At 64.8% G+C, this 20,338-nt stretch carries 30 protein-coding genes and 1 pseudogene; 16 read left to right on the forward strand and 15 right to left on the reverse strand.

Features of this window, described 5'->3' with window-relative positions; translation table 11 throughout:
• Window positions 1-25 precede the first annotated feature (25 nt).
• The 6 genes from WFK98_RS21470 to WFK98_RS21495 form a co-directional block, all read right to left on the reverse strand.
• Complete coding sequence (locus WFK98_RS21470; protein ID WP_336801668.1) at window positions 26-1,591, reverse strand: ATP-binding protein; 1,566 nt, start codon at window positions 1,589-1,591, stop codon at window positions 26-28.
• 130 nt (window positions 1,592-1,721) lie between these two features.
• Complete coding sequence (locus tag WFK98_RS21475) at window positions 1,722-2,171, reverse strand: tellurite resistance TerB family protein (RefSeq protein WP_336801669.1); 450 nt, start codon at window positions 2,169-2,171, stop codon at window positions 1,722-1,724.
• A gap of 195 nt (window positions 2,172-2,366) precedes the next feature.
• A complete protein-coding gene (locus WFK98_RS21480) occupies window positions 2,367-2,588 on the reverse strand; it encodes a hypothetical protein (protein WP_336801670.1) in 222 nt (73 codons plus the stop codon).
• A complete protein-coding gene (locus WFK98_RS21485) occupies window positions 2,585-2,779 on the reverse strand; it encodes a hypothetical protein (protein WP_336801671.1) in 195 nt (64 codons plus the stop codon). Before WFK98_RS21485 ends, WFK98_RS21480 begins: the two co-directional genes overlap by 4 nt.
• A 324-nt stretch (window positions 2,780-3,103) precedes the next feature.
• Window positions 3,104-4,306: a DUF932 domain-containing protein gene (locus WFK98_RS21490; RefSeq protein WP_336801672.1), complete on the reverse strand. Its 1,203-nt coding sequence runs from the start codon at window positions 4,304-4,306 to the stop codon at window positions 3,104-3,106.
• A 322-nt stretch (window positions 4,307-4,628) separates the two neighbouring features.
• Window positions 4,629-5,348 (reverse strand): XRE family transcriptional regulator, encoded by a 720-nt coding sequence (locus WFK98_RS21495; RefSeq protein ID WP_336801673.1) that lies wholly within the window; start codon window positions 5,346-5,348, stop codon window positions 4,629-4,631.
• A 150-nt stretch (window positions 5,349-5,498) separates the two neighbouring features.
• Here WFK98_RS21495 and WFK98_RS21500 point away from each other — a divergent pair, with 150 nt between their 5' ends.
• The 14 genes from WFK98_RS21500 to WFK98_RS21565 are packed head-to-tail and all read left to right on the forward strand — an operon-like array spanning window position 5,499 to window position 13,646.
• The gene (locus WFK98_RS21500; protein WP_336801674.1) at window positions 5,499-5,801 is read left to right on the forward strand and encodes a hypothetical protein; all 303 of its coding nucleotides are present in this window, start codon (window positions 5,499-5,501) and stop codon (window positions 5,799-5,801) included.
• A 48-nt stretch (window positions 5,802-5,849) separates the two neighbouring features.
• Window positions 5,850-6,263 carry a hypothetical protein gene (locus tag WFK98_RS21505; RefSeq protein ID WP_336801675.1) on the forward strand — a complete coding sequence of 138 codons (414 nt, stop codon included), beginning with the start codon at window positions 5,850-5,852 and terminating at the stop codon, window positions 6,261-6,263.
• Window positions 6,264-6,272: 9 nt separating this feature from the next.
• Window positions 6,273-6,536, forward strand: coding sequence for a hypothetical protein (locus WFK98_RS21510; RefSeq protein WP_336801676.1), 264 nt, complete (start codon window positions 6,273-6,275; stop codon window positions 6,534-6,536).
• A complete protein-coding gene (locus tag WFK98_RS21515; RefSeq protein WP_336801677.1) occupies window positions 6,537-7,277 on the forward strand; it encodes a hypothetical protein in 741 nt (246 codons plus the stop codon).
• Between the two features lie 3 nt (window positions 7,278-7,280).
• A complete protein-coding gene (locus tag WFK98_RS21520) occupies window positions 7,281-7,550 on the forward strand; it encodes a hypothetical protein (protein ID WP_336801678.1) in 270 nt (89 codons plus the stop codon).
• On the forward strand, window positions 7,547-8,155 hold the full coding sequence (locus WFK98_RS21525) for a hypothetical protein (RefSeq protein ID WP_336801679.1): 609 nt from the start codon (window positions 7,547-7,549) through the stop codon (window positions 8,153-8,155). Before WFK98_RS21520 ends, WFK98_RS21525 begins: the two co-directional genes overlap by 4 nt.
• Window positions 8,152-8,616, forward strand: a complete 465-nt coding sequence (locus WFK98_RS21530) for a hypothetical protein (RefSeq protein WP_336801680.1) — start codon at window positions 8,152-8,154, stop codon at window positions 8,614-8,616. The genes WFK98_RS21525 and WFK98_RS21530 overlap by 4 nt, the downstream gene beginning before the upstream one ends.
• A complete protein-coding gene (locus tag WFK98_RS21535) occupies window positions 8,613-9,092 on the forward strand; it encodes a dCTP deaminase (protein WP_336801681.1) in 480 nt (159 codons plus the stop codon). Before WFK98_RS21530 ends, WFK98_RS21535 begins: the two co-directional genes overlap by 4 nt.
• A 29-nt stretch (window positions 9,093-9,121) precedes the next feature.
• Window positions 9,122-9,718, forward strand: coding sequence for a hypothetical protein (locus WFK98_RS21540; protein WP_336801682.1), 597 nt, complete (start codon window positions 9,122-9,124; stop codon window positions 9,716-9,718).
• Window positions 9,715-9,876: a hypothetical protein gene (locus tag WFK98_RS21545; RefSeq protein WP_336801683.1), complete on the forward strand. Its 162-nt coding sequence runs from the start codon at window positions 9,715-9,717 to the stop codon at window positions 9,874-9,876. The genes WFK98_RS21540 and WFK98_RS21545 overlap by 4 nt, the downstream gene beginning before the upstream one ends.
• A 24-nt stretch (window positions 9,877-9,900) precedes the next feature.
• Window positions 9,901-10,224, forward strand: a complete 324-nt coding sequence (locus WFK98_RS21550; RefSeq protein ID WP_336801684.1) for a hypothetical protein — start codon at window positions 9,901-9,903, stop codon at window positions 10,222-10,224.
• 17 nt (window positions 10,225-10,241) lie between these two features.
• Window positions 10,242-12,539, forward strand: a complete 2,298-nt coding sequence (locus WFK98_RS21555) for an AAA family ATPase (protein ID WP_336801685.1) — start codon at window positions 10,242-10,244, stop codon at window positions 12,537-12,539.
• 16 nt (window positions 12,540-12,555) lie between these two features.
• Window positions 12,556-13,098, forward strand: coding sequence for a hypothetical protein (locus WFK98_RS21560; RefSeq protein ID WP_336801686.1), 543 nt, complete (start codon window positions 12,556-12,558; stop codon window positions 13,096-13,098).
• Window positions 13,098-13,646, forward strand: a complete 549-nt coding sequence (locus WFK98_RS21565) for a GcrA family cell cycle regulator (RefSeq protein ID WP_336801687.1) — start codon at window positions 13,098-13,100, stop codon at window positions 13,644-13,646. Before WFK98_RS21560 ends, WFK98_RS21565 begins: the two co-directional genes overlap by 1 nt.
• 31 nt (window positions 13,647-13,677) lie before the next feature.
• On the opposite strand, the gene WFK98_RS21570 is transcribed toward WFK98_RS21565, so the two are convergent.
• The 4 genes and pseudogenes from WFK98_RS21570 to WFK98_RS21585 all read right to left on the reverse strand — a co-directional run bounded on the left by WFK98_RS21570 (window position 13,678) and on the right by WFK98_RS21585 (window position 14,878).
• Window positions 13,678-13,965, reverse strand: a complete 288-nt coding sequence (locus WFK98_RS21570; protein WP_336801688.1) for a hypothetical protein — start codon at window positions 13,963-13,965, stop codon at window positions 13,678-13,680.
• Window positions 13,962-14,255 (reverse strand): hypothetical protein, encoded by a 294-nt coding sequence (locus WFK98_RS21575; protein WP_336801689.1) that lies wholly within the window; start codon window positions 14,253-14,255, stop codon window positions 13,962-13,964. Before WFK98_RS21575 ends, WFK98_RS21570 begins: the two co-directional genes overlap by 4 nt.
• 103 nt (window positions 14,256-14,358) lie before the next feature.
• Window positions 14,359-14,634: pseudogene (locus tag WFK98_RS21580) on the reverse strand (BrnA antitoxin family protein); the annotation flags it as partial.
• Window positions 14,627-14,878, reverse strand: coding sequence for a BrnT family toxin (locus tag WFK98_RS21585; RefSeq protein ID WP_336801690.1), 252 nt, complete (start codon window positions 14,876-14,878; stop codon window positions 14,627-14,629). The gene WFK98_RS21585 and the pseudogene WFK98_RS21580, both read right to left, overlap by 8 nt.
• A gap of 84 nt (window positions 14,879-14,962) precedes the next feature.
• Here WFK98_RS21585 and WFK98_RS21590 point away from each other — a divergent pair, with 84 nt between their 5' ends.
• Together WFK98_RS21590 and WFK98_RS21595 are read left to right on the forward strand one after the other, a co-directional pair.
• The gene (locus WFK98_RS21590) at window positions 14,963-15,172 is read left to right on the forward strand and encodes a hypothetical protein (RefSeq protein WP_336801691.1); all 210 of its coding nucleotides are present in this window, start codon (window positions 14,963-14,965) and stop codon (window positions 15,170-15,172) included.
• Between the two features lie 41 nt (window positions 15,173-15,213).
• On the forward strand, window positions 15,214-15,525 hold the full coding sequence (locus tag WFK98_RS21595; RefSeq protein WP_336801692.1) for a DUF982 domain-containing protein: 312 nt from the start codon (window positions 15,214-15,216) through the stop codon (window positions 15,523-15,525).
• Here WFK98_RS21595 and WFK98_RS21600 read toward each other — a convergent pair.
• The 5 genes from WFK98_RS21600 to WFK98_RS21620 all read right to left on the reverse strand — a co-directional run bounded on the left by WFK98_RS21600 (window position 15,522) and on the right by WFK98_RS21620 (window position 20,321).
• Window positions 15,522-15,875, reverse strand: a complete 354-nt coding sequence (locus WFK98_RS21600; RefSeq protein WP_336801693.1) for a hypothetical protein — start codon at window positions 15,873-15,875, stop codon at window positions 15,522-15,524. The two genes, WFK98_RS21595 and WFK98_RS21600, sit on opposite strands and share 4 nt — an antisense overlap.
• Window positions 15,876-15,889: 14 nt before the next feature.
• Window positions 15,890-17,089 carry a hypothetical protein gene (locus tag WFK98_RS21605; RefSeq protein ID WP_336801694.1) on the reverse strand — a complete coding sequence of 400 codons (1,200 nt, stop codon included), beginning with the start codon at window positions 17,087-17,089 and terminating at the stop codon, window positions 15,890-15,892.
• 168 nt (window positions 17,090-17,257) lie between these two features.
• Window positions 17,258-17,971: a hypothetical protein gene (locus WFK98_RS21610; RefSeq protein WP_336801976.1), complete on the reverse strand. Its 714-nt coding sequence runs from the start codon at window positions 17,969-17,971 to the stop codon at window positions 17,258-17,260.
• Window positions 17,971-19,485: a DUF4942 domain-containing protein gene (locus WFK98_RS21615; protein ID WP_336801695.1), complete on the reverse strand. Its 1,515-nt coding sequence runs from the start codon at window positions 19,483-19,485 to the stop codon at window positions 17,971-17,973. The genes WFK98_RS21610 and WFK98_RS21615 overlap by 1 nt, the downstream gene beginning before the upstream one ends.
• Window positions 19,482-20,321, reverse strand: coding sequence for a hypothetical protein (locus WFK98_RS21620; RefSeq protein WP_336801696.1), 840 nt, complete (start codon window positions 20,319-20,321; stop codon window positions 19,482-19,484). Before WFK98_RS21620 ends, WFK98_RS21615 begins: the two co-directional genes overlap by 4 nt.
• Window positions 20,322-20,338 lie beyond the last annotated feature (17 nt).

The following is a 20,338-nucleotide window of genomic DNA, read 5'->3' on the forward strand; positions in this document are numbered from 1 at the left end:
CCTCGGCGCTACTAGATCAAGCGGATCAGACGGCGTGCTTGATCTGGTTGGCGGTGTCCTGAAGGACGCCGATCTTCTCGACGGCCTTCTGCGACGAGCCGGCCGCGCCAGCGGCAAGCTCCTTCACCGCACCGACTTCGCGGCGAGCCGCCGAGATATGCGACACGACCTGCTTGACGCCCTCGCGAACGGTCTGATCTGACGCTGCCGGCTCGCCGTTGGCGGTGCCGCCGATGGCGCCGACGATCATGTCGGAGAACGCCTCGTAGAAGCTTTCGGCCGGGGTCTTCTCGTTGGACGGCGGATCGAGGAGAAGCATGTGCCGCTTCATGCCGATCGCCGAGGCGTACAGGTCTTCCTCGGACAGCGAAGGCCGATCTTCACCAAGCATCGACAGCTTGGCGCGTTCGACGACTTCGCGGATCGTCGCCGGGATCTGGCCCGCAACGACCTCGCCGACGCGTGCCAGGTTGACATCCGGGCCGAGCAGGTCGCGGGCGTAGGCGCGGATCAGACGCTCGGCGGTCTCGGCGTCGGGCTGCTGGATCGAGATCACGGCGTCGAAGCGGCCCGGCCGGAGCAGGGCGCGGTCGATCTTCTCGACGAAGTTCGTGGTCAGGATGACCATGATCTCCATCTCCTTCGAGATCACGCCGTCGATCAGGTTCACCAGATCGTTGACCGCCTCGTCATCGCGATCCGCCGCCCGGTCGATGTCCTCGGCGAAGATCACGCAGGGCTGATAGGTCTGCGCGAATTCGATCGCGGCCTTGAGACCCTGAGAGCGGTCGAGGATGATGAACGTCCAGCCGTTGTCCGTTGCGACCTTCGCCGTAACACGAGCGGTCAGCGACTTGCCGGTGCCGTAGCGACCTTCGAGCAGGATGCCGCGCTTCAGCGGAATGCGGTGCTTGCGGCACGCCTCCGTATTGCGCAGCGGCGAGAAGATGTTGGTACGGATCAGGGCCTCGGTCTCGGCCGTGTGGATCATGTCGGAGACCGCAACCCGCGAGAGGTCGAGGAACTCCGGCTGCTGGCCCATGTCGAGATCGCCGTCGTCATCGACGCCGATGCGGATTGCGCGAGCGCGGTAGACCGACGACGACTTGAGAAGCTCGCGCGCCCGGTTGGCGATCTCAATCAGGCGGGCACGATCCCGCTTGCGAACCACGCCCGTAATGAATGCGCCGGTCGCCACGATGCCGATACGCACCGGTTCGGTAACGCCGGGAAGGCTCATCTGGCCGACAGGCACCTGCACCTTGTCGAGCGGGCCAGGGCCGGTCTTCACGGTCAGGAAGTCGGGCTTGATCTCGCCGAAGAACGTCTGGATGCTTTCGGCAATGACGACGCCGTAGATATCCTGCATGGCGCGGTAGACCGCAACGATCGCGTCCCACGGAGCGGCCTTGACGTACTCGGTCACGTCGAAAGTCTGGTTTTCCTGGTCGCGGATACGACCGATGGTCACGATCGCGTCGTCGTAATCCATCTTGCCGGGATCATTCGGGAGAATGATCTGCTTGCCGTCGTGGCGGATCGTCGTGTCGATCTTCGTCCAGTCGGGGGGCGCGTTGGTGATAGCGTTCATCAGAAACTTCCTCTCAAGGGATCTTCAGCGTTTGCCAGCGCCGATTTCGGGTTGTTCGGGTTGGCGACGGGACACCCTTCCCGCCGCCCTCCGGCGCTCAGCGCCGGTCTCGCCGATCCGCCGAAGCGGATCAGAAGTCGAAGCGGGAGGGGTCGACGCCCAGGCGGGCCGCGATCTTTTCGAGGACAACCTTTTCCTCGGGCTCGATCTCGCCGTCTGCGTTGGCGATATCGACGGCGACGAGATAGACATCGTCGGCCATAGCCGGGCCGTTCGGGCGACCCTTGATGTCGTCGAGTTCGCGAGCGAGCTGCTGGCGCCCGGAGGCGTCCTTGGCGAGCTTGAACATGCGCTCGGAGGTCTGCTCGATTTCGTTCTGCTTGTAGAGCCGGCCGAGCTGCGAGTGGTTCGTGATGATCGAGATCGCCTTGCGGCGCTCGCTCTCCTCGATATCGCCATCGGCGGCGGCCACCAGTGCGACGGCGGCGCAGACCGCTTCCAGGAAGTCTTTATTCTCGCCGTATTCGGCTTTGACTTCCGTCGCTCCGGCCTTGAGCGCCTTTTTCAGAGCACCAAACATTTTCAGATAGTCCTCTCAAGTAATCGGGGACTTTCGCCCGGCCCCGTTTCGGTTCCGACCGCGCTCAGCGCGCGGTGCGGGATGCTTTCCACCGCTCAAAGCAGCGGCCGATCCAGAAGAAGACCCCTGTCCAACACAGGCCGAGGGCCATCTCCGGTAGGTTGTTCACGACGGCGATCCACATCGCTTGCCTCTCTATTCGAGCAGACCCACGCACATCGGGGTCTCGCAGTAGGCCCGGAGGCGGAACCCGCCCTCGGGGTAGTGGTAGTGAAGGGGCTTGGAGCAGACCGGGCAGGGGATCGTCCCGACATCGCCGGGCTTCCCGTCAGGGATCGCCCGCAGTGCCCGGAGAGCGCGCTCGACGCGGGCGATCCGCTCGTCGGCGTCGTCTCGGCTCGGCGCCTGGCTCGTCATGGTCCGTCGTCCTCCGGCGGCGCTTCCTCGCTGGACGTCGGCTGGTCGAGGAAGCGGACCCGGGGCAGGGAGATCGGGATGTACCGGATCAGCACCCGCTCAATGCCGTGCCTCGGCATGAGCAAGACTTGGCGGTGCATCCGCGTCTCGACCTCGATGTTGAAATCCTTCGCGAGGGAGGCGGCGCTCATGCCTTCCCCCCGTTGATCGAGGGGCTCGTCCAACTCGCGCTAGGCGAGTGGCTCCGCACGTCCGCGAACTGCATTGCGAGCGGTCCAAGCCGGTCGACTGCGATGGGAGCGAAGCCGCGCGAGAGCAAGGCAGAAACCGCGTCGGCTTCGTTGACGGGCTGCACTTCCGACAGAGCGAAGACCATCTGGTCGACGATCTTTGCGCCGATGAAAACGGCTAACTTCGCGCTAGGAATATCGAAGATAATTGACATTGCGGTGGCCCGCTAAGGGGTTGCGAAGAGCCGGCGGATAACGGCCGCCGGCCGCCTTTCCAGTGCTCGGCTACGCGACGCGATCGAGGATGCGGCGGGCCTCAAGCTCAAGCTCGACGCGGCGGTCGGTGTTCGGCTCAGACCGCGCCAAGGCGGTGATGCCGGTCGCGAAATCCCAGATCGTGCGGGCGGGGCGGCCCTCTTCGCGCTCGACCGCTTCCAGCACCGCCCGGGAGCGGCTCGCGGTGAACTTCCGCTGCTGAAGGAACGAGAGAGCCTCGTCCTGGTCGCTCGCGACCTTCGCGGCCTTGGCCTTTTCGACGCCGTCGAGAAGCCGCTTCACAGAGCCGTCAGCGAAGCTCTTGAGCGCGGGCCGGGTCTCTTCGATGAACCGGCTCGGCGCGTACTTGCTGTGGCGCATCGTGACTTCCTGGAAGCCCTCAACGCCCCACATCATCCGGTTGCAGCACACGGCGCGGAGGTAGAAGGCCGCGAGCCGCAGCGCAGACGATCCGACTTCGGAGTTGGTGATGTAGAAGCCCCGAAACATCAAATCGGGGTCGCCGCTCGGCAGCTTTCCAATCTCGATGGGATTTCGGTCGTCGACGAGGAAGACGAAGACATCGCGATCGGAGGCATAGAGCGTCGTCGTGTCAGTGGTGACGGGGTGCTCGGGGTCGTAGAGCATCGTGCGCCAATCGAGGACCCCCGGAACTTTCCAACGCTCGTCACCGGCCCCATTTCCGGCGATCTGCATCACCGCCTCGACGACCTCGCGGTCGAAGATCCGGCCGTAGTCAGGCCCGGTCGCCGCGAGAAGCTCGTCGCCGGACGCGTACGCTTTGATCTCTTCGGTCGGGCGGTTGTAGCGCATGCCGTACTGGAGAGCGTCCGCCGCGATCTGCGAAGGAAGCTTCCGCAGATATCCCGCCGGAGCCTGCGCCAACCCCGCCAACTGGCTGAAGCTCCAATGCGTCGGAGCGATCTCGTTGCCGTTCGGCAGACCGATCGACAGGCGGTGCAAGTCGTCGGGAGTGGTCGGCTCGGGAGCGATGAATTCGATGCGGCGGATGTCGAGCCGAGCCTCGAAAGAGCGCTCGGCGCGGGCGGCTACGCTATCGCGAAGGGAGGAGAGGGAGAGGAAGCGCTGATCTGCCGGTCGGCTGATCCACTGTTTGGAAAGGTCGGAGCGGGTATCACCAGCGTGGAAGTTTCCAACAGCGAAGGCGGAAGTCTTGACGGGCGACGACGGGGCGGCAGAGACGATATCCATGAGCTTCTCCTCACCGCTCAAATCGGCGGCGAGGTCTAGGTAAGCGGATATGCGATCGGATTACAACCCTCGGATCAAAATATTTCCAACTGATATCCAATCGGTCGGGCCGGGATTTTTTGTGCATCGCACACGCGCTTTTGGCATGGCTCTTGCGGCGTGCGCGCCCGGGTTTAGAAAAATCCTTTCCGATAGATACTAAGGGGGGGATAGGGTTAATACCCTATCCCCTCTTAACCGTAGTTATATACTGGTTGCCGCGCGCGCGTATACGCGAGGGCGACGCGAGCGCGTCGCGCGCACATACGCGAGGGGATGGGATTTAGTGGCTCGGCCGCATCGCTGGGGACAGGAAAAGCTTTATCGCCCGGGTCACAATTCCAACGATCTCGACCTTCTCGCCGGTGGGAAGGCGCGAGAGCGAGATCGGGGCGAAGCTGTTTTCGGCGCGCGCAGGGCTTGCGCGAAGGACGAGGCCGTCGCCGGCCGCTTCGACCAGGCGGAGGGAAAGCTCAATTTCCCGGCCGCCCGCGCGAGACCTGCGGCAGACTACAACCGAACCGGGCTGCGGGGCTCCCGGGAACTTCACCGCCGCGACGAGCATGCCGTCGTAGATGCCTTCCCCGGCCATTCCGTCGCCCCGAACGAGGAAAGCTCGGTTTTCCAATCCAGGAAACCGGCTGTCCACTTCCATCGGCGTCACTTCTGGCACGGTAACGGAGCGCATAGCGGCTTCCGAGCGCCAGGCTTCCGTCTCGCAAATACCACCGAATTCCACCCATGAGTGGTCTCGGGGAACGGTTTCTGCAACGGGCTTGCGTACCTCTTCCTGATCTCCGGTCAAGTAATCTGGATCGCAGCCCAAAGCTTGCGCAACCAGACTTAACTTGTCGGCGCGAATAGACGCTTTGCGTCCGATCATGAGGTCGTTGATATAGCCGCGCTCAAGCCCCACAGAGCGCGCAAGCGTGATTGGCGACTTGCCTATCACTTCGACGCGCTCCTTGACGCGCGCCTGGGTTATGCTTGGAACCTTCGGCATTTATTCTCACCCGTCGTTCAATCACCGGTCTTTCCGATCGGCCGTTCACCTATACGCGATATGCGCAAAAAGCGCTATTGACTTTTCCAACCGTTTCGCAACGTACAATGCCCCTCGTTCCAACGATTTGATTGGGTGTTTACAATGCCAATGGAGCCCCTTCTGCGCGGGCATCTCATCTCCCTTTTCGAGGCGTACCTGGCCCACACCGGGCATGCCGAGATCCGAACATCGTTAATTACGAGCGGGGATGCGCGCTTCCTTAAGAAGCTCCGCGAGGGCACGTCGATGTTCTCGGTCCACGTCTACGACAAGACCGTGGCCGGCTTCGCTGCAATCTGGCCCGAAGACCTGCCGTGGCCGACCGACATCGAGCGGATCAGCCAGAGCGACCTCGTGCCCCGTCCCCGCAAGCCCCGATCTGACCGGGCTGTTCCGCAGGCTGCGGAGTAGCGCCGAACGCGTGCCGCGTCCCTCCCACCCCCCCCAAAGGAGATCAACATGGCTAAGAACAAGCTGACGTCGGCCGACAAAGTCGGCGGCGTCTCGGCAGAGGACCTTCGCAAGGCGATCGAGGAGATCAGCCGGCAGAAGTCGCTCGCATCCGAATATGCGGGCCTTGCCGGTAAGGCCACGCAGGGCGCGGTCGAGCGCCACGGCCTTGAGAAGAACGCGCTCACGTTCACCCGTCGCATCCACGACATGGAAGAGAACAAGCGCAGCTCGGTCATCTATTCGAGCATCGACTACTGGAACAAGCTCGGCTTGTTCGATCAGGGCGACGCCTTCAATGACCCGATCGAGCTGTTCCGCGAGATCGTCGCGCAGGCTGATGCGGCTCGGGGGACCTCGAAGCCGGAGAAGCGCAAGCTGCCCGCTGAAGACAAGGCCCTCAACGACGCCCTGACGCACTGAGGCCGGGCGATGTCGATCTTCAGCGTTACGACTTCGATCCCGAGCAAGAGCGGCTTCGTCTGGTTCATGGCGGAGTTTGAGCAGGCGACCCTCCGTGAGATCCGGGACGTTCTCAAGGCTGACGGGTTGATCATCTGTCAGAAACTGGAACTCGAACACGGCGCGGGCGACAGCCGCGTGATCCGGTCCAGGCAGGAGCAACTCGTCGGCCTGTCCGGGGTTCTCACGATCACCCCGGCGCACTTCCGGGTCATCGAGCCGGACGATCGCTGAATGCCCTCGCTCAAGAGCCGGCACTTCGACCCGATCACCGTGCCGGCTGAGGCTGGCCGCCGCAGGGTCCACCGGATCACATGCGGCGGCTGCGGCGCCACCAACGATGTGAGCGCCAACACCGAGTGTGGCTCACGAGCCCACTCGGACCTTCTCAAGATCTGGCGTCGGGGCGGCTGGACTATCGGGCCGAACCCGCGCCGCGACCGATGCCCGGGTTGCTCCTCCGCTCATCGCCGGACCAAGCGCGCCCGCGCCATCCCCATCCCAGAGGTAGGCATGTCAACCGCACCGAACGAACCCGCCCCGGCGGGCAACGGCGACGGCAGGGCCGCTCCGCGCCTTGTTTCCGTTGCCGACATTCCCAGGACGCCGAGCTTCGACGATCGGCGGATCATCAACGCGAAGCTTGAAGAGGTCTACCTCGACGAGAAGCGGGGCTATGGCCCCGGCTGGACCGATCAGAAGGTCGCCGACGATCTTTCGGTTCCTCGCAAGTGGGTCGAGATCCAGCGGGAGGCGAACTTCGGGCCGGCGCGCGACAACGAGGATATCCGAGAGGCGGTCGAGACCGCCAAGGCGCTGCGTGAGCAGGCCGAAGCTTTGCTCCGCGATGTTCGCGCCGAGGGCGAGCGCATCCGCGCGTTTGGCGAGGCGCTCGCCGAGAGGGTCGCCCCGCTGTCGAGCAGCATCGTTGCAGTCGATCGCCGGCTCGCCGCGATCGAGAAGGCGGTGAGGTAAGCGATGGCTGTCTTCTGGATCGTAACCACGCTGCCGGGGAAGCTCCCCGACCGACCGTATCAGCTCGTCTTCAGCGCGCCGGAATACGAGACGGTCAAGGACCTCTCGGATGCGTTGGCCGCACGCGGAACCGTCCCCGGCGAGAGGCTGTCGGTCATCGACGACGGGAAGGGCCGCAAGATGGTCCGCGCGCGCTCCCCCTACGCGATCGGTGCATTCGCGATCGGGTCCATCCAGCCCTCGATCCACGAAATCTGGGAGCCGGAGGATTGACCCATTCCGGCTCCCTCTTGTTTCTCGACATCGCAACTCGATCCGGGTGGGCCGAAGGCGTCCCCGGCGAACGGCCGAGCTTCGGCTCGATCAAACTCGCCCCGGCCGGCGCCAGCGGCGATGAGGTGCTGGCGGGGATGGTGCGCTTCCTTGGCGAGCGCATCATGGCCTTTCCTCCTCGCTGGATCGTCTACGAGGCCCCGCTGGTGCGAAACCAGCGGACGGCCGAATTGCTCATGGGGCTTTGCGGCGTCGTGCGCGGGGTCAGCTACCGGCTTGGCGTTCGCTCGATCAAGCAGATCCACGTCAGCACGGTTCGCTCGCGCTTCCTTCCGAAGGGCTATCCGAAGGGAGGCCCGGAGCTGAAGGCCGCTGTCATCGATGAGGTCGTCCGGCGAGGCTTCGATCCCGCCAACGACGACGAGGCCGATGCCCTGGCAGGCTGGATCGTGGCGGTCGGGATGATCGCGCCGAAGGTATCGCCCCAATACGACCCGCTTCTCGCGGGTGGCCGCCCTAACGCGGCTCGGCTGCTGTCCCCAACGAAGACCGAACCGCGTCGAGCCCGCCGGGCCGCGCAAGCCGATGAGGAGGTCCCGCTTTGAACACCGACGCTGATTTCGAGAGGCTCGCTGCGGCCCCTCCGATCCTGCCGCTGCCGTGGACCGTCGATCGGTTCCGCCTCATGGGCGCGGATGGCGCTTGGAGCGAGGGGACCGTCGTGGGCTGGACCTCTGGTGGGTTTGGGATTTGGGCTCGCGCGATAGAGAACGGGGTCGTGCTGTTCTGCCTGACCCATCTCCGCACCGGCGCGGCGCTCGTCTACTTCGTGGATCTGCATGACGCCGCCCGGTACGCCGACCTTGCGAACACGGTCGCCGACTGGAGTGAGATGGAAAGCGCCGAGGCGGCGGCGACTGCCCCTTGGCTTGAACGCTGGACCCGCACCGCTGCTCTGACGAGGGCAATCGGCTTTCACCGCCTCGTCGGTCTTCCGGTCAGCGTCCCGGTTCCAATTCTGATGCTGGTCGAAATGCCCGCGCCGGAAGCGGCGGTGCTGTCATGAGGCTCCCCGCCCAGACAATCCGCCGCCTGTGCCGGGGTTCGCGTCCCATCATCTGGCCTTTCTTCGAAAGGGCGGTGTCGAACGGGCGAACCTTCGGACTGAGCTCGGCGGGCTACGACGTTCGGATCGCAGAGACAATTTGGGTGTGGCCGCTCTGGGGTCGGCTCGCCAGTACGATCGAGCGGTTCGAGCTGCCCGCTGATCTTGCGGCCGACGTGAAGGACAAATCGAGCAACGCTCGCCGGTTCCTGACCGTCCAGAACACGACCGGCGAGCCGGGCTGGCGGGGGCACCTGACCCTTGAGCTGACCCGCCACCTGCCTTGGCCGATCCGCATCAAGGCCGGCACGCCGATCGCGCAGATCGTGTTGGAGCGGCTCGAAGAGCCGACCGAACAGCCCTACGCCGGTCGCTATCAGGATCAGGAGGCCGGTCCGCAGCGGGCGCGCGTGGCGCGCGCCGGGGGGCGGGTATGACGACGAACCGCTCCTCCGAAGAATTGGCAATGCGTGATCTGATCGAGGCTTGGGGCCGGCGGCGCTGGCCAGGCGCGCGGGTCGTCCACGAACTGGTGGTCGCCGACTGTCGCATCGACATGGCTTTCATCAGCGCTGATCATCTCGCCGGCGTCGAGATCAAGTCCAGCCGGGACGTGATGACGAGGCTCGATCGTCAGATTGAGACCTTCCGGGAACACCTGCCCGAGGTATGGCTCGCCTATGCGCCCCGCTGGCTCCCCGTTCTCGGCTACGACGGCGGCAATCGCCGGCTCGGGTCCGGGATCGGCCACATCATCGTCAGTGATGCTGTCGACGAGATGATCCCGTTCAGCGCGACCTCGCGGCGCGGCTACCCGCGCAAGGCGGTCATCGACGAAATGATCACGTCGAAGATGCTCAACCTGCTGTGGCGCGACGAGGCATTCGCGATCGCGCAACGGACGGGGGCGGTCAAGGTCAACTCCCGATCGAGCCTTCAGGCGATGAAGCCGGCGCTCGCCCGCGCTCTCACCGGCGGACAGATCGTGCGTGAGGTCTGCCGGTCGCTACGCGACCGTGACGCGTTCTGGAAGGCGGATCAACCGATGGGCGAGGCGGCGTGAGTGGCGACGAAATAGAGCACGCCGCGCACCTCTGGCTTCAGGGGTTCGACACGGCCCGGATCGCTTCGGTGTTGTTTCTGCGTGAGGCCGCCGTCTACCGGAACCTTTCAGCGATCAAGGCTCGGGCAAAGGAAATTCTGGAGAGCACCCCGCAATGACCCCGTCTCACCGAGTTGTTTCCGATGGATGAAGCGAAGCCTGAGGAAGCTACGGGAGAACCCCAAGAAGCCGAACAGGATCTCGGGCCGCCGGCCGCCGTCGACCCGCCCGAACCGCCGAAGAAGCCGGTGGGCCTGTCCGAGATGGCCGAGGTCTGCATGGTCGAGGCCATTCGGATCACCTCGACGCAAGAGGCGCTGATTGCGGCGGGATATCGGATCGAAGCCGAACCCCGGCAGACGCGGCGGGCCGAGGTCATGGAGGCCACGGCGAAATTCCTGGATGCGCTGGCGCCGCACCTGCCAGCCATCCGACAGATTTTGAAGCGGCCTCAGGGCCGCGCTTAGCATTTCGGGGCTTCATCTTGGAAGATCAATTCGGTCAGCACATCATGGGCGTCGCGGAACTCCTCTGGGGGAAGCCGCGCGCCGGCGGGACGAAGACCGAGCAGCGGTTCGGGGATGGCCGCACCGTCAACCCGGTCAAGGGGCTCTGCTTCGTCCACGGCGAGAACGTCGGCGGCGGCGTGCTGTGGCTGATCGAGCGCGAGGTCGGCCTAAAGGGTCGTGATGGGATCGAATGGCTGCGCAGCCACGGTTTCCCGATCGAGGATGATCCGAAATACGAGCGCCGCGCCGCGCCAGAGCGCCGTCAGCCGGCGGCGCAGCCGGTGCGGCGGCAGCAGACGCAGCCCGCCGCCGATAAGCCTGACGACGGCGCGCGCAAGGAGTTGGTCAGGACGTGGGACTACGTCGATGAGGCGGGCAAGGTCCTGTATCAGACGATACGGTTCCAGTTCCGCTTGCCGGACAAGACTTGGCGGGTCGGCGAGGATGGGAAGCCGGAAAAGACCTATTCACAGCGCCGAGTTGCCAGGCCCGACGACGATCCTGAGAAGGTGCGCGATGGATGGGTCTATAGCCTCGCCGGCGCGCGGATCGTGCCGTACCGCCTCCCAGACCTGATCGAGGCGGTGAAGGGCGGAGATCGGATATTCTTCGTTGAGGGCGAGAAGGCTGCCGACGCGCTGTGGGAGCTTGGCGTCCCGGCGACCTGCAACCCCATGGGGGCGGGAAAGTGGTGGGACGAGCTGACCCCGTTCTTCGTCGGCGCGGATGTCGTCATCATCCCCGACAACGATCCGCAGGCGATCAACAAGGCGACGCGCGAACCTCTGTTCCATGCGGACGGGCGGCCGAAGCGCGCCGGCATCGACCACGCCGAGGCCGTGTTCGGGAAGCTCAGGCCGGTAGCGAAGGCGGTCGGGCTGCTCGATCTTCCCGGGCTCCCGCTGAAGGGGGATGCTTGGGACTGGATCATGGCCGGCGGCAGCGCCGAGAAGCTCTATGATCTGGCCTTGACGGTGCGCCCGCCTGAGGCCCGCCCGCAGCCACGGTTCATCTCCAGGTTCGGTGCGTTGCGCTGGCGCGATCTCGACGCGCCTGGTCCTGAACACGAATACCTGATCGATGACTTTCTGACCGTAGGCGACAAGAGCGTCATCGGCGGGCCGTCGAAGTCCGGCAAGAGCTTCCTCGCGATCCACGCCGGCATGTCGGTGGCGCGAGGCGTCGATTTCTTCGGGCGGCCGGTTCGGCGCGGCCTCGTGATCTATCAAGCCGGCGAGGGCGCGCGCGGCGTGAAGAAGCGGTTGCGCGCCTATCGGAAGCACTTCGGGGTGCCAGCCGACGAAGATGTCCCATTCGTGCTGTTGCAGAGCAAGATCGACCTCTACCGGGCCGATGGGGACACGGCGGCCTTGATCGAGGAGATCAAGGCCATCTGCCAGTTCTATCCCGAATATCCGTTGGCGATGTTCTTCATCGACACGCTCGCGACCGCGCAAGGCGCGGCCGACGAGAACAGCGGGAAGGACATGGGCGCGGTCCTCGACAACATCGACCGGATCAACCGCGAGACCGGGGCGCACGTCTGCCTCGTCCACCACATGAACGCGCAAGGGTCGAAGCTCAGGGGGCATACCTCGATCATCTCGAACCTCGACCAGGCGATCTTCGTCACCCGGGACGAGACGACCAAGGTCCGCACCGTCACCCTCGACAAGCAGAAAGACGATGCTGACGGGATCAATTTCCGCTTCGAGCTGATGAGCATCGAGATTGGCTCTCGGCCCGGCGCTCACCCGGACGATCTGCCTCGCCCTATCACGAGCTGCGTCGTGGTCGACGTGGGCCAGAAGGCGAAGGCGGTGGAGGAGCGAGCGAAAGGCTTCAAGCTCAGCGTGAACGAAAGCGTCGTGTTCCGTGCGCTGCTCGACGCGCTCCGCACCCAAGGAGAGCAGGCGCCATCTTCCCTCCGGCTGCCCCTTGGCACGAAGGTCGTTCGGGCTTCCCATTGGAAGAAGGCTTTCGAGGCAATCGCGCTGATCGAGATCGGCGAAGAGAACGACGAAGAGGCGCAGAAGCGCCGCGCCGATGCGATCAGGAAGCAGATCAAGCGCGCCGGCGAGAGCCTCTTGAAGTTCAACATCATCGGTCGATCGGAGCCGTTCGTGTGGTGGACGGGGAAGGCCGTGCTTGGCTTCCCGGAAACCTACGATCGGACAAACGCGCCAGACCAGCGCCCAGAACCGCCCTTCGAAGCGGACCAAGCCTCAGCGTATGCGGACACAGACGACAGCATTCAGGACTTGATCGGTTAGAAGACGGGGGCGTGCCATGCCGCAGATGCGAGTACTGGACGACGAAACACTGGAAGACTTGGACGACCGGCGAGGCATCGCTCCGGTCTATGGCATGGACCCCGACATCTGGGTCCCGAAGCTCGTCGAGCGCAGGCTGGTGGGGGCCGCCAGGCTGATCAACAGCATCGCCGGGCCGGTCGGCCCGAAGGGCTACGGCTCGGGCATGCCGCGATACGTCCACAGCGAGGCGGAGGCGTTCGCCGCGCAGATCCAGATGGACGAAGAGACGAGGGAACTCGACGCCGTCGCCCGGAACCGTGGGCGTATCCGGGCGACGAGCCGGGACATCTCGCTCATGGAGGCGGCGCTCCGCTGGCCTGTCCGTTACCTGGCGGAGGCAGCCGAGGTGCGGGGCGTGCTTGCGGTCTATCTGCGCTGCAAAGCCTATCGCACGCCCTTCGATGGCGCCTGCAAGAAGCGCGGGTGGTCGCGGGCAACCGCCTACCGCGACCGCGATCGAGCCTTGGCGCTGATCGCTCAAGCTCTCAACAAAGATGGTGTCGAGGTTGAAGTCTGATGGCGAGATGGACTGAAGAGCAGATCGATGAGGTCCGGCGACTTTACGCCGAAGGAAAGTCGGCGCGACAGATCTCCGAAACCATCGCCGGCGGCTTCTCTCGGAACGCAATCTGCGGCGTCATCGACCGCCATCGCATGATCCGCCGGGCCGGCGCGTCAGTTCCGGTTCCGGGCCGACGCGTGCGGCCTCAGAACTCGGGGAAAAAGAAGGGCCAGAAGAACGGGCCTGACGTGACCAAAGCGATCAAAGTTACAGAGCAGCGCCCGGAGGTCGCGCCATCGGCGAACCCGCCCGAGGCGCGCCCGACTTTCGACTTGGAGATGCTGACCGACTTTCAGGCTGGCCGAGCCGTGTCCGAGTATGGCCTCGGGAAAGGTCCTCGGCCGCTCTCGATGCTGGCGCTGTTCGATTGCCGCTACGTGATCAGCGGAGAGGGTATCGACGCACTGTTCTGCGGTGCGACAGCGCGGGTCGGCTCAAGCTACTGCGATGACCATCATCAACGTTGCTATCTGAAGTCTCGCTCGCCGTCGCGGGAAGGTTGAGGGGCCGCCGCCGGCACCCCGGCGGAGGCGGTCACCATGTCTTGTGCGGATACTCGCCCGGCCGATGGTGAGGCAGCTCCATGATCCGCTCGAACGCCGCCCGGAAGGCTTTCGCGGCCTCGTCGCGGCTATCCTCGCGACCATACTTCTGAACCGTGGTCAGGCCGCTTTCCTCGATGCCGGAGATCGACCACTGCCAGAACGTCGTCAGCCCGACCGTCTCCTGCAGGATGGTTCCGACGCGCTCTTCTCCATTCCAGACGCGATAGATCTCGCTGCCGGCCGCGCCGGGCTCGTGGCGAAGGACCAAGCCGATCACGCCTGCCCCTCCTCGACGATCGCTCTCAGGCGATCCAGCATCTGCCGGGACATGCTGAAGTCATCCGCGCCATGTTCGTTCGCGCCCAGGCACAAGTCGACGACGAGGGAACGCGGCTCCTCTCCGGCGATCTGGCACTCCGCCTTGGCGCGATAGAACAGCCGCCGCGCCTCGGCGGCGGTGCGCGTCGGGTGGTTGAGGACCGTGACCGGCTCGGTCTCGTCATCGGACATGCCGCAGACGTGCAAGCCGATCGCGCACGGCGCGTATTGTGCCGGCCGAGCGGTCATATCATGCCCTCTTTTTTGAAGGCGAGGGCCGCTTCATCCTGTGAAATCTACCGTCAGCGTCGCGGTGGACCCATCCGCCGCTGTCTCCGACCTTGGTCAGCATTCGCAGCGCGTCGTTGATACGGGTCTGCCAGCCGGAGCCTTCGCCCTTGAAGTGTGCGATGACATCGGGGTCGAGCCGAAGCGTCACCACTTCCTTCTTCGCCTTGACGCCTGGCCCGCGACCGCGCCGGATCGACGCCGCCAGCTCAGGGAACGCCTCGGCGAACGGGCGGGCCTGTGCAAGCTGCTCGTCGGTCGCCTCGGGGGCGTCCGGGTCGCTCGCGATACGCTGCTGGATCTCAGCCTCGGTCAGCGCCGGGTGCTTTGCTTTAGCCATGGGCTTCCCTCTCTTTCTTGCTTGCCGGCCGCATCGAGATCACCGAGATTGCCTCGGAGCCGAGCGGGCGGAAGACGACGGCGACGACGATTTCGCCCTCGTGTTCGCCAATCGCCATGAAGCGGTCGGCCTTCGCCGGGACAACGGTCGAGCCGAGGAAGAATTCCTCGGTCAGATCAGCGAAGTCGAGACCGTGCTTTGCAAGGTTCGTTTCGCGCTTCGTGGTGTCCCATACGATTTTCATGAGCCCACTTTCTAGTGAGCTATCTGGGCTGTCCAGCCTAAATCGTCAATACAGAATAATTATCTCAAGAGGGGATGAGCGCGGATGTTCCTCGTCGGAAGCGACCAGAACGACATGAAGGTCAGCATCGCAATTCGCCACATCGTGGCGCTGGTCGAGCACGAGGCGGTCGGGTCCGGCGGCGTGCTGACGCAGGTCTTTACGACCGGGCAGCTCGCGGACGACGTGCAAAGCTTCTATCTGAAGATGACGCGCGACGAGGCTATGGCGGAGATCTCCCGAGGCTTGAACTAGCACCTCTGTCGGCCGAGCGCCGCCGCACTATGTTCGGGGGAATGCGCAGCTTTCCGCCGGTTCATCTATGGCGAAGCCTCGGCACAACTGAGGTCGTTGCCGACGTGGTCCGCGCCGCCGAATGGTTGCTCGAAAGATGGCCGCCCGAATTCGTCTCGACCCCGCTGCACCGCGCCGCGCAGATCGCTTGCCTCAAGGCCCTAGAAGACGATGGAGATCCGATCGAGGTGCGCGCCGCTCTTATCAAGGCCGCAGAGGAGGCCGACATTCTGGCAGAGCGGGACGGGCCGGATTTCAGCCGCCGCGGCTCCGCAAAATCGCCGCGGCGGGGTCGGAGAGGGAGCGCTGGCTAAGAGCCGCCGAACTCGATCATCGCAAAATCACGGTCGGCCTGCTTCTCAATATCGAAGGCGCGGAGGAGCCATTGTGGCTCGGGATGCCATTCCGTCGCGCCGTACCAGACGCCGCGCGGGATGATCGTGCGCAGGTGGCTCTCTCCGCGCCAGTTCGTGTAGAGGATCTCCAGCGGCGGCTCGCCTGGCTGCGTCGGCACCCCCAGCCGGACGGCTAGAGCCTTTGCCTCTTCCGCCTCGATCGGCCCGCGCTTGCCTGCGGCGACAGCGAGCAGAGTGTCCTCGACCTTGACGCGTCGGTTCAGGAAGTCGACAGCAGCGTTCCAGAACGCGCGCTCGGCGGGCGTCAAGCGATCGGCTCCCATCACGTCTCTCCCTTCGGCGCGGGAGAGGCGAGAGAGCGGATCTCCGAGGCGTAGTGTTCGTGCATGTTGGCGCGGCCTCCTCCGGCAAGATGCCCTCGGTTCCACCTTGCCTTCTCGTCATGCCACTTCGCCGCCGCCTCGATCCCCCGCTCGAACCCCTTCGCCTCGGCGTCTGCGTAGGTGGGAGGGGCGGAGACGAGAGCCGAGCTGATGCGCCGTTCGAAGTCGGCTTGAGCGGCGGCCTTGGCGGCGTTGATGCTGCGGAAACTCCCCAGACCATCTACGGTGTACGGGCCTTTGTGATCTGTGTGCCCTCGGCCATAGCCTGTCCAGTCGATCCGGTATGACTTGGTTTCCGTTCGCGCGCCAACCGCCCAGAAATATGGGTCAACGCCGTGCCCAGATGGTCCATACCACTCCAACGCCTTGACCGCCACCGGCTCCTGCCCTGGCGCTTCGGCTGCGGGAGGCGTGAAGCGGGAAAGCCTCTTGAGGATCAACGCCGTGATCATGTCCTCGTTGTTCGGCCTCGGCCCCGCAAACCACTCGATCATCATCTTGGCGATCGAGCGCGCCGCATCCTCGGCTTCGGCTTCGGCTGCGGGAGGCGTGGGGGCGGCGGCGAGGATGGCGCGGATCTCAGCGGCGGCAGTTTTAGCCAGCAGCCCGGGGTGCACATCTTCGCCCGCTTCGTACTGCTCGCCGTTGCTGTCGGTATAGCCGGTCGGATCGGCATAGTTGTCGAGTGCGGCCAGAGCCACACGGGCCACTTCCGGCACCGCCACGGCTGGCGCGGGTTCGACCAGAGCCGAGGCGCGCCGATCGTGATCGGCTTGGGCAGCGGCTTTCGCTTCCTTCTGAGATCCATACTGCTCCCAGACGAACGCATCGTGGGCCATCCAGAGCGTACCGTCTGGCTCGACCTTATAGTGGCCGCCGATGCCGGCGGCCCAATAGACGAACGGTTCATGGTCATGGGCCGGCGGCGGACGCTGCGTCCACTCCAGCGGCTTGATTGCCACGGTTGGCGCGGCCGGGGAGGCGCGGCGGTTCCAGGCGGGGAACGCTTCGGCGAGAACGACCAGTTGAGACAGGACGCAGTCATCTCCCGGGTGCTGCGCGGTCTCGCCTTTGGCGTCGAGTTCGAGGCTGATCCCGCAATGAGCGCACCGCTCAAGCCTTACGATTTTGCTCGTCATGACATAGCTCCGAGAAGAAGGTGAACGATATCGACGCCGGCCGCAGCGAGCACCCCGCACACGGCTCCAAGGATCGCGCCCCAGAACAGGATTTCTTCTGCCAGCCAGCCCATCACGCCTCCTCCGCTGGACTGTTGAACAGGAATTCCAGAATGCTCTTCCTCCCGGTCATGCCGCCTCCGCGAGCCGCTCGACGTGATCCGTCCACTGCTGTGCCATGGCGTTCGCGATGCCTGGGAAGAACCGCGACCGCTCTTTCCAGCGCGCCGGACCGGGCGGCATCAGGTGGACCTTCGACCATTCCTTGTGCTCGGGCGTGCCGGCCTTGGGCGGCGTGAGCTTGTTCGTCGCGACGAGCGGCGGAAGGTTGCGGAGATACAGTCCGGTCGCCTTGAACGCGGGCTCTCCGAACCACCACGGCTGCACCGTTTGCGCGGCCGGTTGGAAGTCGACGATCCGCTCCTTCGCGTGTCGGTGCATCACCGGGTTCTCGATCGCGATGCGCTCGATCGGCGCATTCCAGCAGGCGGAGAAAAGCTCCGCGCCTTCGTCCAGCTTTCGCCACATGAAGGCGAGCCGCTCGTCGCGCGACATCTCTTCATAGGCAGCCGCCTCGGCGGCGCTGTAGTGCTCGGCGGCGAGCTTGGTCGGAGGTTCCGAGAGCCAGCGCACGCCGCTGTTGCAGAGCCGCGTGCAAGGCGGATGGGCGACAAAGAGCAGATCCCACCCGTCGTCGAGGAATTCGCGGATGTCGCCGATCAAGTGCTTGTTGCTGCGATCCTCCGCCGGCAGGAGGTCGTTTGACCACGCGTCGTGGCCAAGAGCTGCGAACGCTCGCCGGACAATGCCGGAGAATTCGCAGCCGATAAGAACGCGAGCCATCAGGGCTTTCTCACTTTCACGAACAGCGTGTTGACGTTGGTGCCGACCTCGGAGAACGAGCCCGGAGGAAGGTCGCGCCATTCCGCGCGAAGGCTTTCCATCAGCGCGCGGAAGGCGACCGCCTTGCGCGTGGTGCGGAACTCGGTTCCGGCCGACATGATCGCGATCAGGAGGCCGCCGGGCCGAAGGAACTTCAGCGCGTGGTTGACGTGGTCGATGTCCCGCTCCCGATCGAACGGCGGGTTCATCACGATCCGGTCGTAAGGGCCGGTCACGTCCGGGGAGAGGGTCAGGAAGTCGCGCGCGAACACACGGCCATAGATGCCTTCCGCTTCGAGGGCGGCGGCGAGATGCGGCTGGATCTCGACGCAGTCGACGATGGCGCGGCAGGAGAAGGAGACGCGCTCGCTGCCCTCCCAGGCCCATGAGGTCTGCTCGGCAGCGGCGAGCCTGGCGAGGTTGCCGGTTCCGGCCGAGGGTTCAAGAACGCGGAGCGGCGGCTGTCCCTTGTCGACGACCATCGGCAGTTCGCCGAGGATCTTCGCTGCGGCAAGGTCTGGCGTCGGGAAAAAGCCATACCGGCGCGCCGGGGTCGTCTTGACCTCGTTGAGCGGGTCCGCCTCCTGCGCCTGGCCGTCGCCGATCACCTCGCCGTACCATTCGGCCAAGAGCTTGTTGACCTTCTCCAGAAGGTCGTCGCGCTTGAACCACAGGTGGGCGTTCCCGTTCTTGAAGCCCCGGATCAGGAAGTATTCGGTGTCGACCTCGCTCTGCCGCGCGCCGCCGCCCCGACGATCGTGGTCAAGGGCATTGAGTGCCGAGGTGAACGACGCCTCCGGCTTGTCGTCGAGGACCGAAAGGACGCGCTCGATGTCCAGGAGCTTGTCGCGCGTCTCGCCGTAGTTGAAGCGCCCCCACTCGCTGAAAACGCGGGTGAGGATGACGCGGCTGCCGACCTTGAAGCCGTCATGGGAGCGGAAGCGGCGATCGAGCCGCGAGAAGACGTTCGCGAGCCCGCGCCGGAAGATCGTGCCGGCGTCGGCCATGAACTGCTCGATCGTCGCCGTGATGTTCTCGACGGTCGGCTCGGGCAGGCCCTTGGCGATCTCGTCGCGGTTGATGATCTCCCCGTCGCGGCTGACGCGCTCCGGGATGTAGGCCATCTGGTCGCGGAGCTTCTTTTTCGCCTCCGCGTCCATCAGACGTTCAAGGTCGGTGCGCTGGACGACATAAGCCCAGACATCGATATCGATCAGGCGGCGCGCCGTGCGGAGATAGCGCTCGCGCTCTGGCATCGACACGGCGTTCCGAAACGCCGCGACCTCGTCGGCTTGCGCGTATTTGTAGCCGTTGACACCTGGCGAAGCGCGCCGCGCCATGCCAGCCGCCGCGTCGACCGCCGCTTGTGCTTCGGCGATCTTCTCATAGGCGACGCCGTACAGCTCGATCGCCTCGTTTCGGAAGCGGACGATGTCCTCGACCGTCGCGCGTGGGAGAGGCAGGCTGGACGTCACGAGATCTCTCCCTTGGCGTCGTGCAGGTAGAGCGCGGCGACGAGGATGCGGCGCGCCTCGTCAGACAGCGCGCTCCGTCCGCCTTCGCGGTCCCAGAATGCGGTTCCTTGCGGAGCGCTCGACCAGGAAAACGCATCGGCGAGTTTGGTCGGCCCATACTCGCCGATGAGGATACCGCGCGAAATCTGCTCGCCACCCTCGAAGAACCGGAGCCCGCCGCCGACGCTTTCATAGTGGGCTCGGAGGGAGGCCGTTAGGATTGCGCGGGCGGTATCGGAGAGGCTGTCGCGATGGCTCTCCCCTTCCCAAAAATCCCTCCCTTGCGGGGTGTCACTCCAGCGAAATGCTGTAGCGAGAGAGAACGGGTCGTCTTCCTCAAGGATTGCCCGAACGCCCCGCGCCTGCCCATCGTTGAGCTGAACGACCCCACCGCTGTATTCGAGCGTCGGCCGCGTCGGTTCCGGTGCGGGCCGCCAAGCGATTGGGATGAGATAGTTGCTACCGGTTTCGTCGCCGTCTTCGTCGATGAGGGAGAAGTCGCCCCCAATGTACCGTGCGGTCTGAACGAGAAGCTTCCGCCCCGAGCCGTTGTATTCGGTCAAGACCTCGACGATCGCGCCGCTCTTGGCCTCACTGTCGATCGGACGCCAGCCGCCGCGATCTGCGTCGCCGCCGTCCTGATCGAGCAGCGCGAGCGCCTCGGCACCCTTGCGCCGGAAGCGCTCGATCTGCCGATTGCGCCAGTCTTCCATCGTCGCGGTAGATGCCGGAGGTTGCGGCTTGATCGTTGCTGCGGCGATCTCCGTCAGGATCGCGCGCAGGGCTGTGTTGCTCATGACTTTCTCCAAGGCGC

Origin of the sequence: Kaistia sp. MMO-174 (assembly GCF_037147815.1) — a bacterium.
Lineage (GTDB): Bacteria > Pseudomonadota > Alphaproteobacteria > Rhizobiales > Kaistiaceae > Kaistia > Kaistia nematophila.

Bases quoted from the DNA above. Each gene is read 5' to 3' on its own strand.
- WFK98_RS21470 (WP_336801668.1), bottom strand. From the start codon at position 1,591: ATGAACGCTATCACCAACGCGCCCCCCGACTGGACGAAGATCGACACG.
- WFK98_RS21475 (WP_336801669.1), bottom strand. From the start codon at position 2,171: ATGTTTGGTGCTCTGAAAAAGGCGCTCAAGGCCGGAGCGACGGAAGTC.
- WFK98_RS21480 (WP_336801670.1), bottom strand. From the start codon at position 2,588: ATGACGAGCCAGGCGCCGAGCCGAGACGACGCCGACGAGCGGATCGCC.
- WFK98_RS21485 (WP_336801671.1), bottom strand. From the start codon at position 2,779: ATGAGCGCCGCCTCCCTCGCGAAGGATTTCAACATCGAGGTCGAGACG.
- WFK98_RS21490 (WP_336801672.1), bottom strand. From the start codon at position 4,306: ATGGATATCGTCTCTGCCGCCCCGTCGTCGCCCGTCAAGACTTCCGCC.
- WFK98_RS21495 (WP_336801673.1), bottom strand. From the start codon at position 5,348: ATGCCGAAGGTTCCAAGCATAACCCAGGCGCGCGTCAAGGAGCGCGTC.
- WFK98_RS21500 (WP_336801674.1), top strand. From the start codon at position 5,499: ATGGAGCCCCTTCTGCGCGGGCATCTCATCTCCCTTTTCGAGGCGTAC.
- WFK98_RS21505 (WP_336801675.1), top strand. From the start codon at position 5,850: ATGGCTAAGAACAAGCTGACGTCGGCCGACAAAGTCGGCGGCGTCTCG.
- WFK98_RS21510 (WP_336801676.1), top strand. From the start codon at position 6,273: ATGTCGATCTTCAGCGTTACGACTTCGATCCCGAGCAAGAGCGGCTTC.
- WFK98_RS21515 (WP_336801677.1), top strand. From the start codon at position 6,537: ATGCCCTCGCTCAAGAGCCGGCACTTCGACCCGATCACCGTGCCGGCT.
- WFK98_RS21520 (WP_336801678.1), top strand. From the start codon at position 7,281: ATGGCTGTCTTCTGGATCGTAACCACGCTGCCGGGGAAGCTCCCCGAC.
- WFK98_RS21535 (WP_336801681.1), top strand. From the start codon at position 8,613: ATGAGGCTCCCCGCCCAGACAATCCGCCGCCTGTGCCGGGGTTCGCGT.
- WFK98_RS21540 (WP_336801682.1), top strand. From the start codon at position 9,122: ATGCGTGATCTGATCGAGGCTTGGGGCCGGCGGCGCTGGCCAGGCGCG.
- WFK98_RS21550 (WP_336801684.1), top strand. From the start codon at position 9,901: ATGGATGAAGCGAAGCCTGAGGAAGCTACGGGAGAACCCCAAGAAGCC.
- WFK98_RS21560 (WP_336801686.1), top strand. From the start codon at position 12,556: ATGCCGCAGATGCGAGTACTGGACGACGAAACACTGGAAGACTTGGAC.
- WFK98_RS21565 (WP_336801687.1), top strand. From the start codon at position 13,098: ATGGCGAGATGGACTGAAGAGCAGATCGATGAGGTCCGGCGACTTTAC.
- WFK98_RS21575 (WP_336801689.1), bottom strand. From the start codon at position 14,255: ATGACCGCTCGGCCGGCACAATACGCGCCGTGCGCGATCGGCTTGCAC.
- WFK98_RS21585 (WP_336801690.1), bottom strand. From the start codon at position 14,878: ATGAAAATCGTATGGGACACCACGAAGCGCGAAACGAACCTTGCAAAG.
- WFK98_RS21590 (WP_336801691.1), top strand. From the start codon at position 14,963: ATGTTCCTCGTCGGAAGCGACCAGAACGACATGAAGGTCAGCATCGCA.
- WFK98_RS21595 (WP_336801692.1), top strand. From the start codon at position 15,214: ATGCGCAGCTTTCCGCCGGTTCATCTATGGCGAAGCCTCGGCACAACT.
- WFK98_RS21605 (WP_336801694.1), bottom strand. From the start codon at position 17,089: ATGACGAGCAAAATCGTAAGGCTTGAGCGGTGCGCTCATTGCGGGATC.
- WFK98_RS21610 (WP_336801976.1), bottom strand. From the start codon at position 17,971: ATGGCTCGCGTTCTTATCGGCTGCGAATTCTCCGGCATTGTCCGGCGA.
- WFK98_RS21620 (WP_336801696.1), bottom strand. From the start codon at position 20,321: ATGAGCAACACAGCCCTGCGCGCGATCCTGACGGAGATCGCCGCAGCA.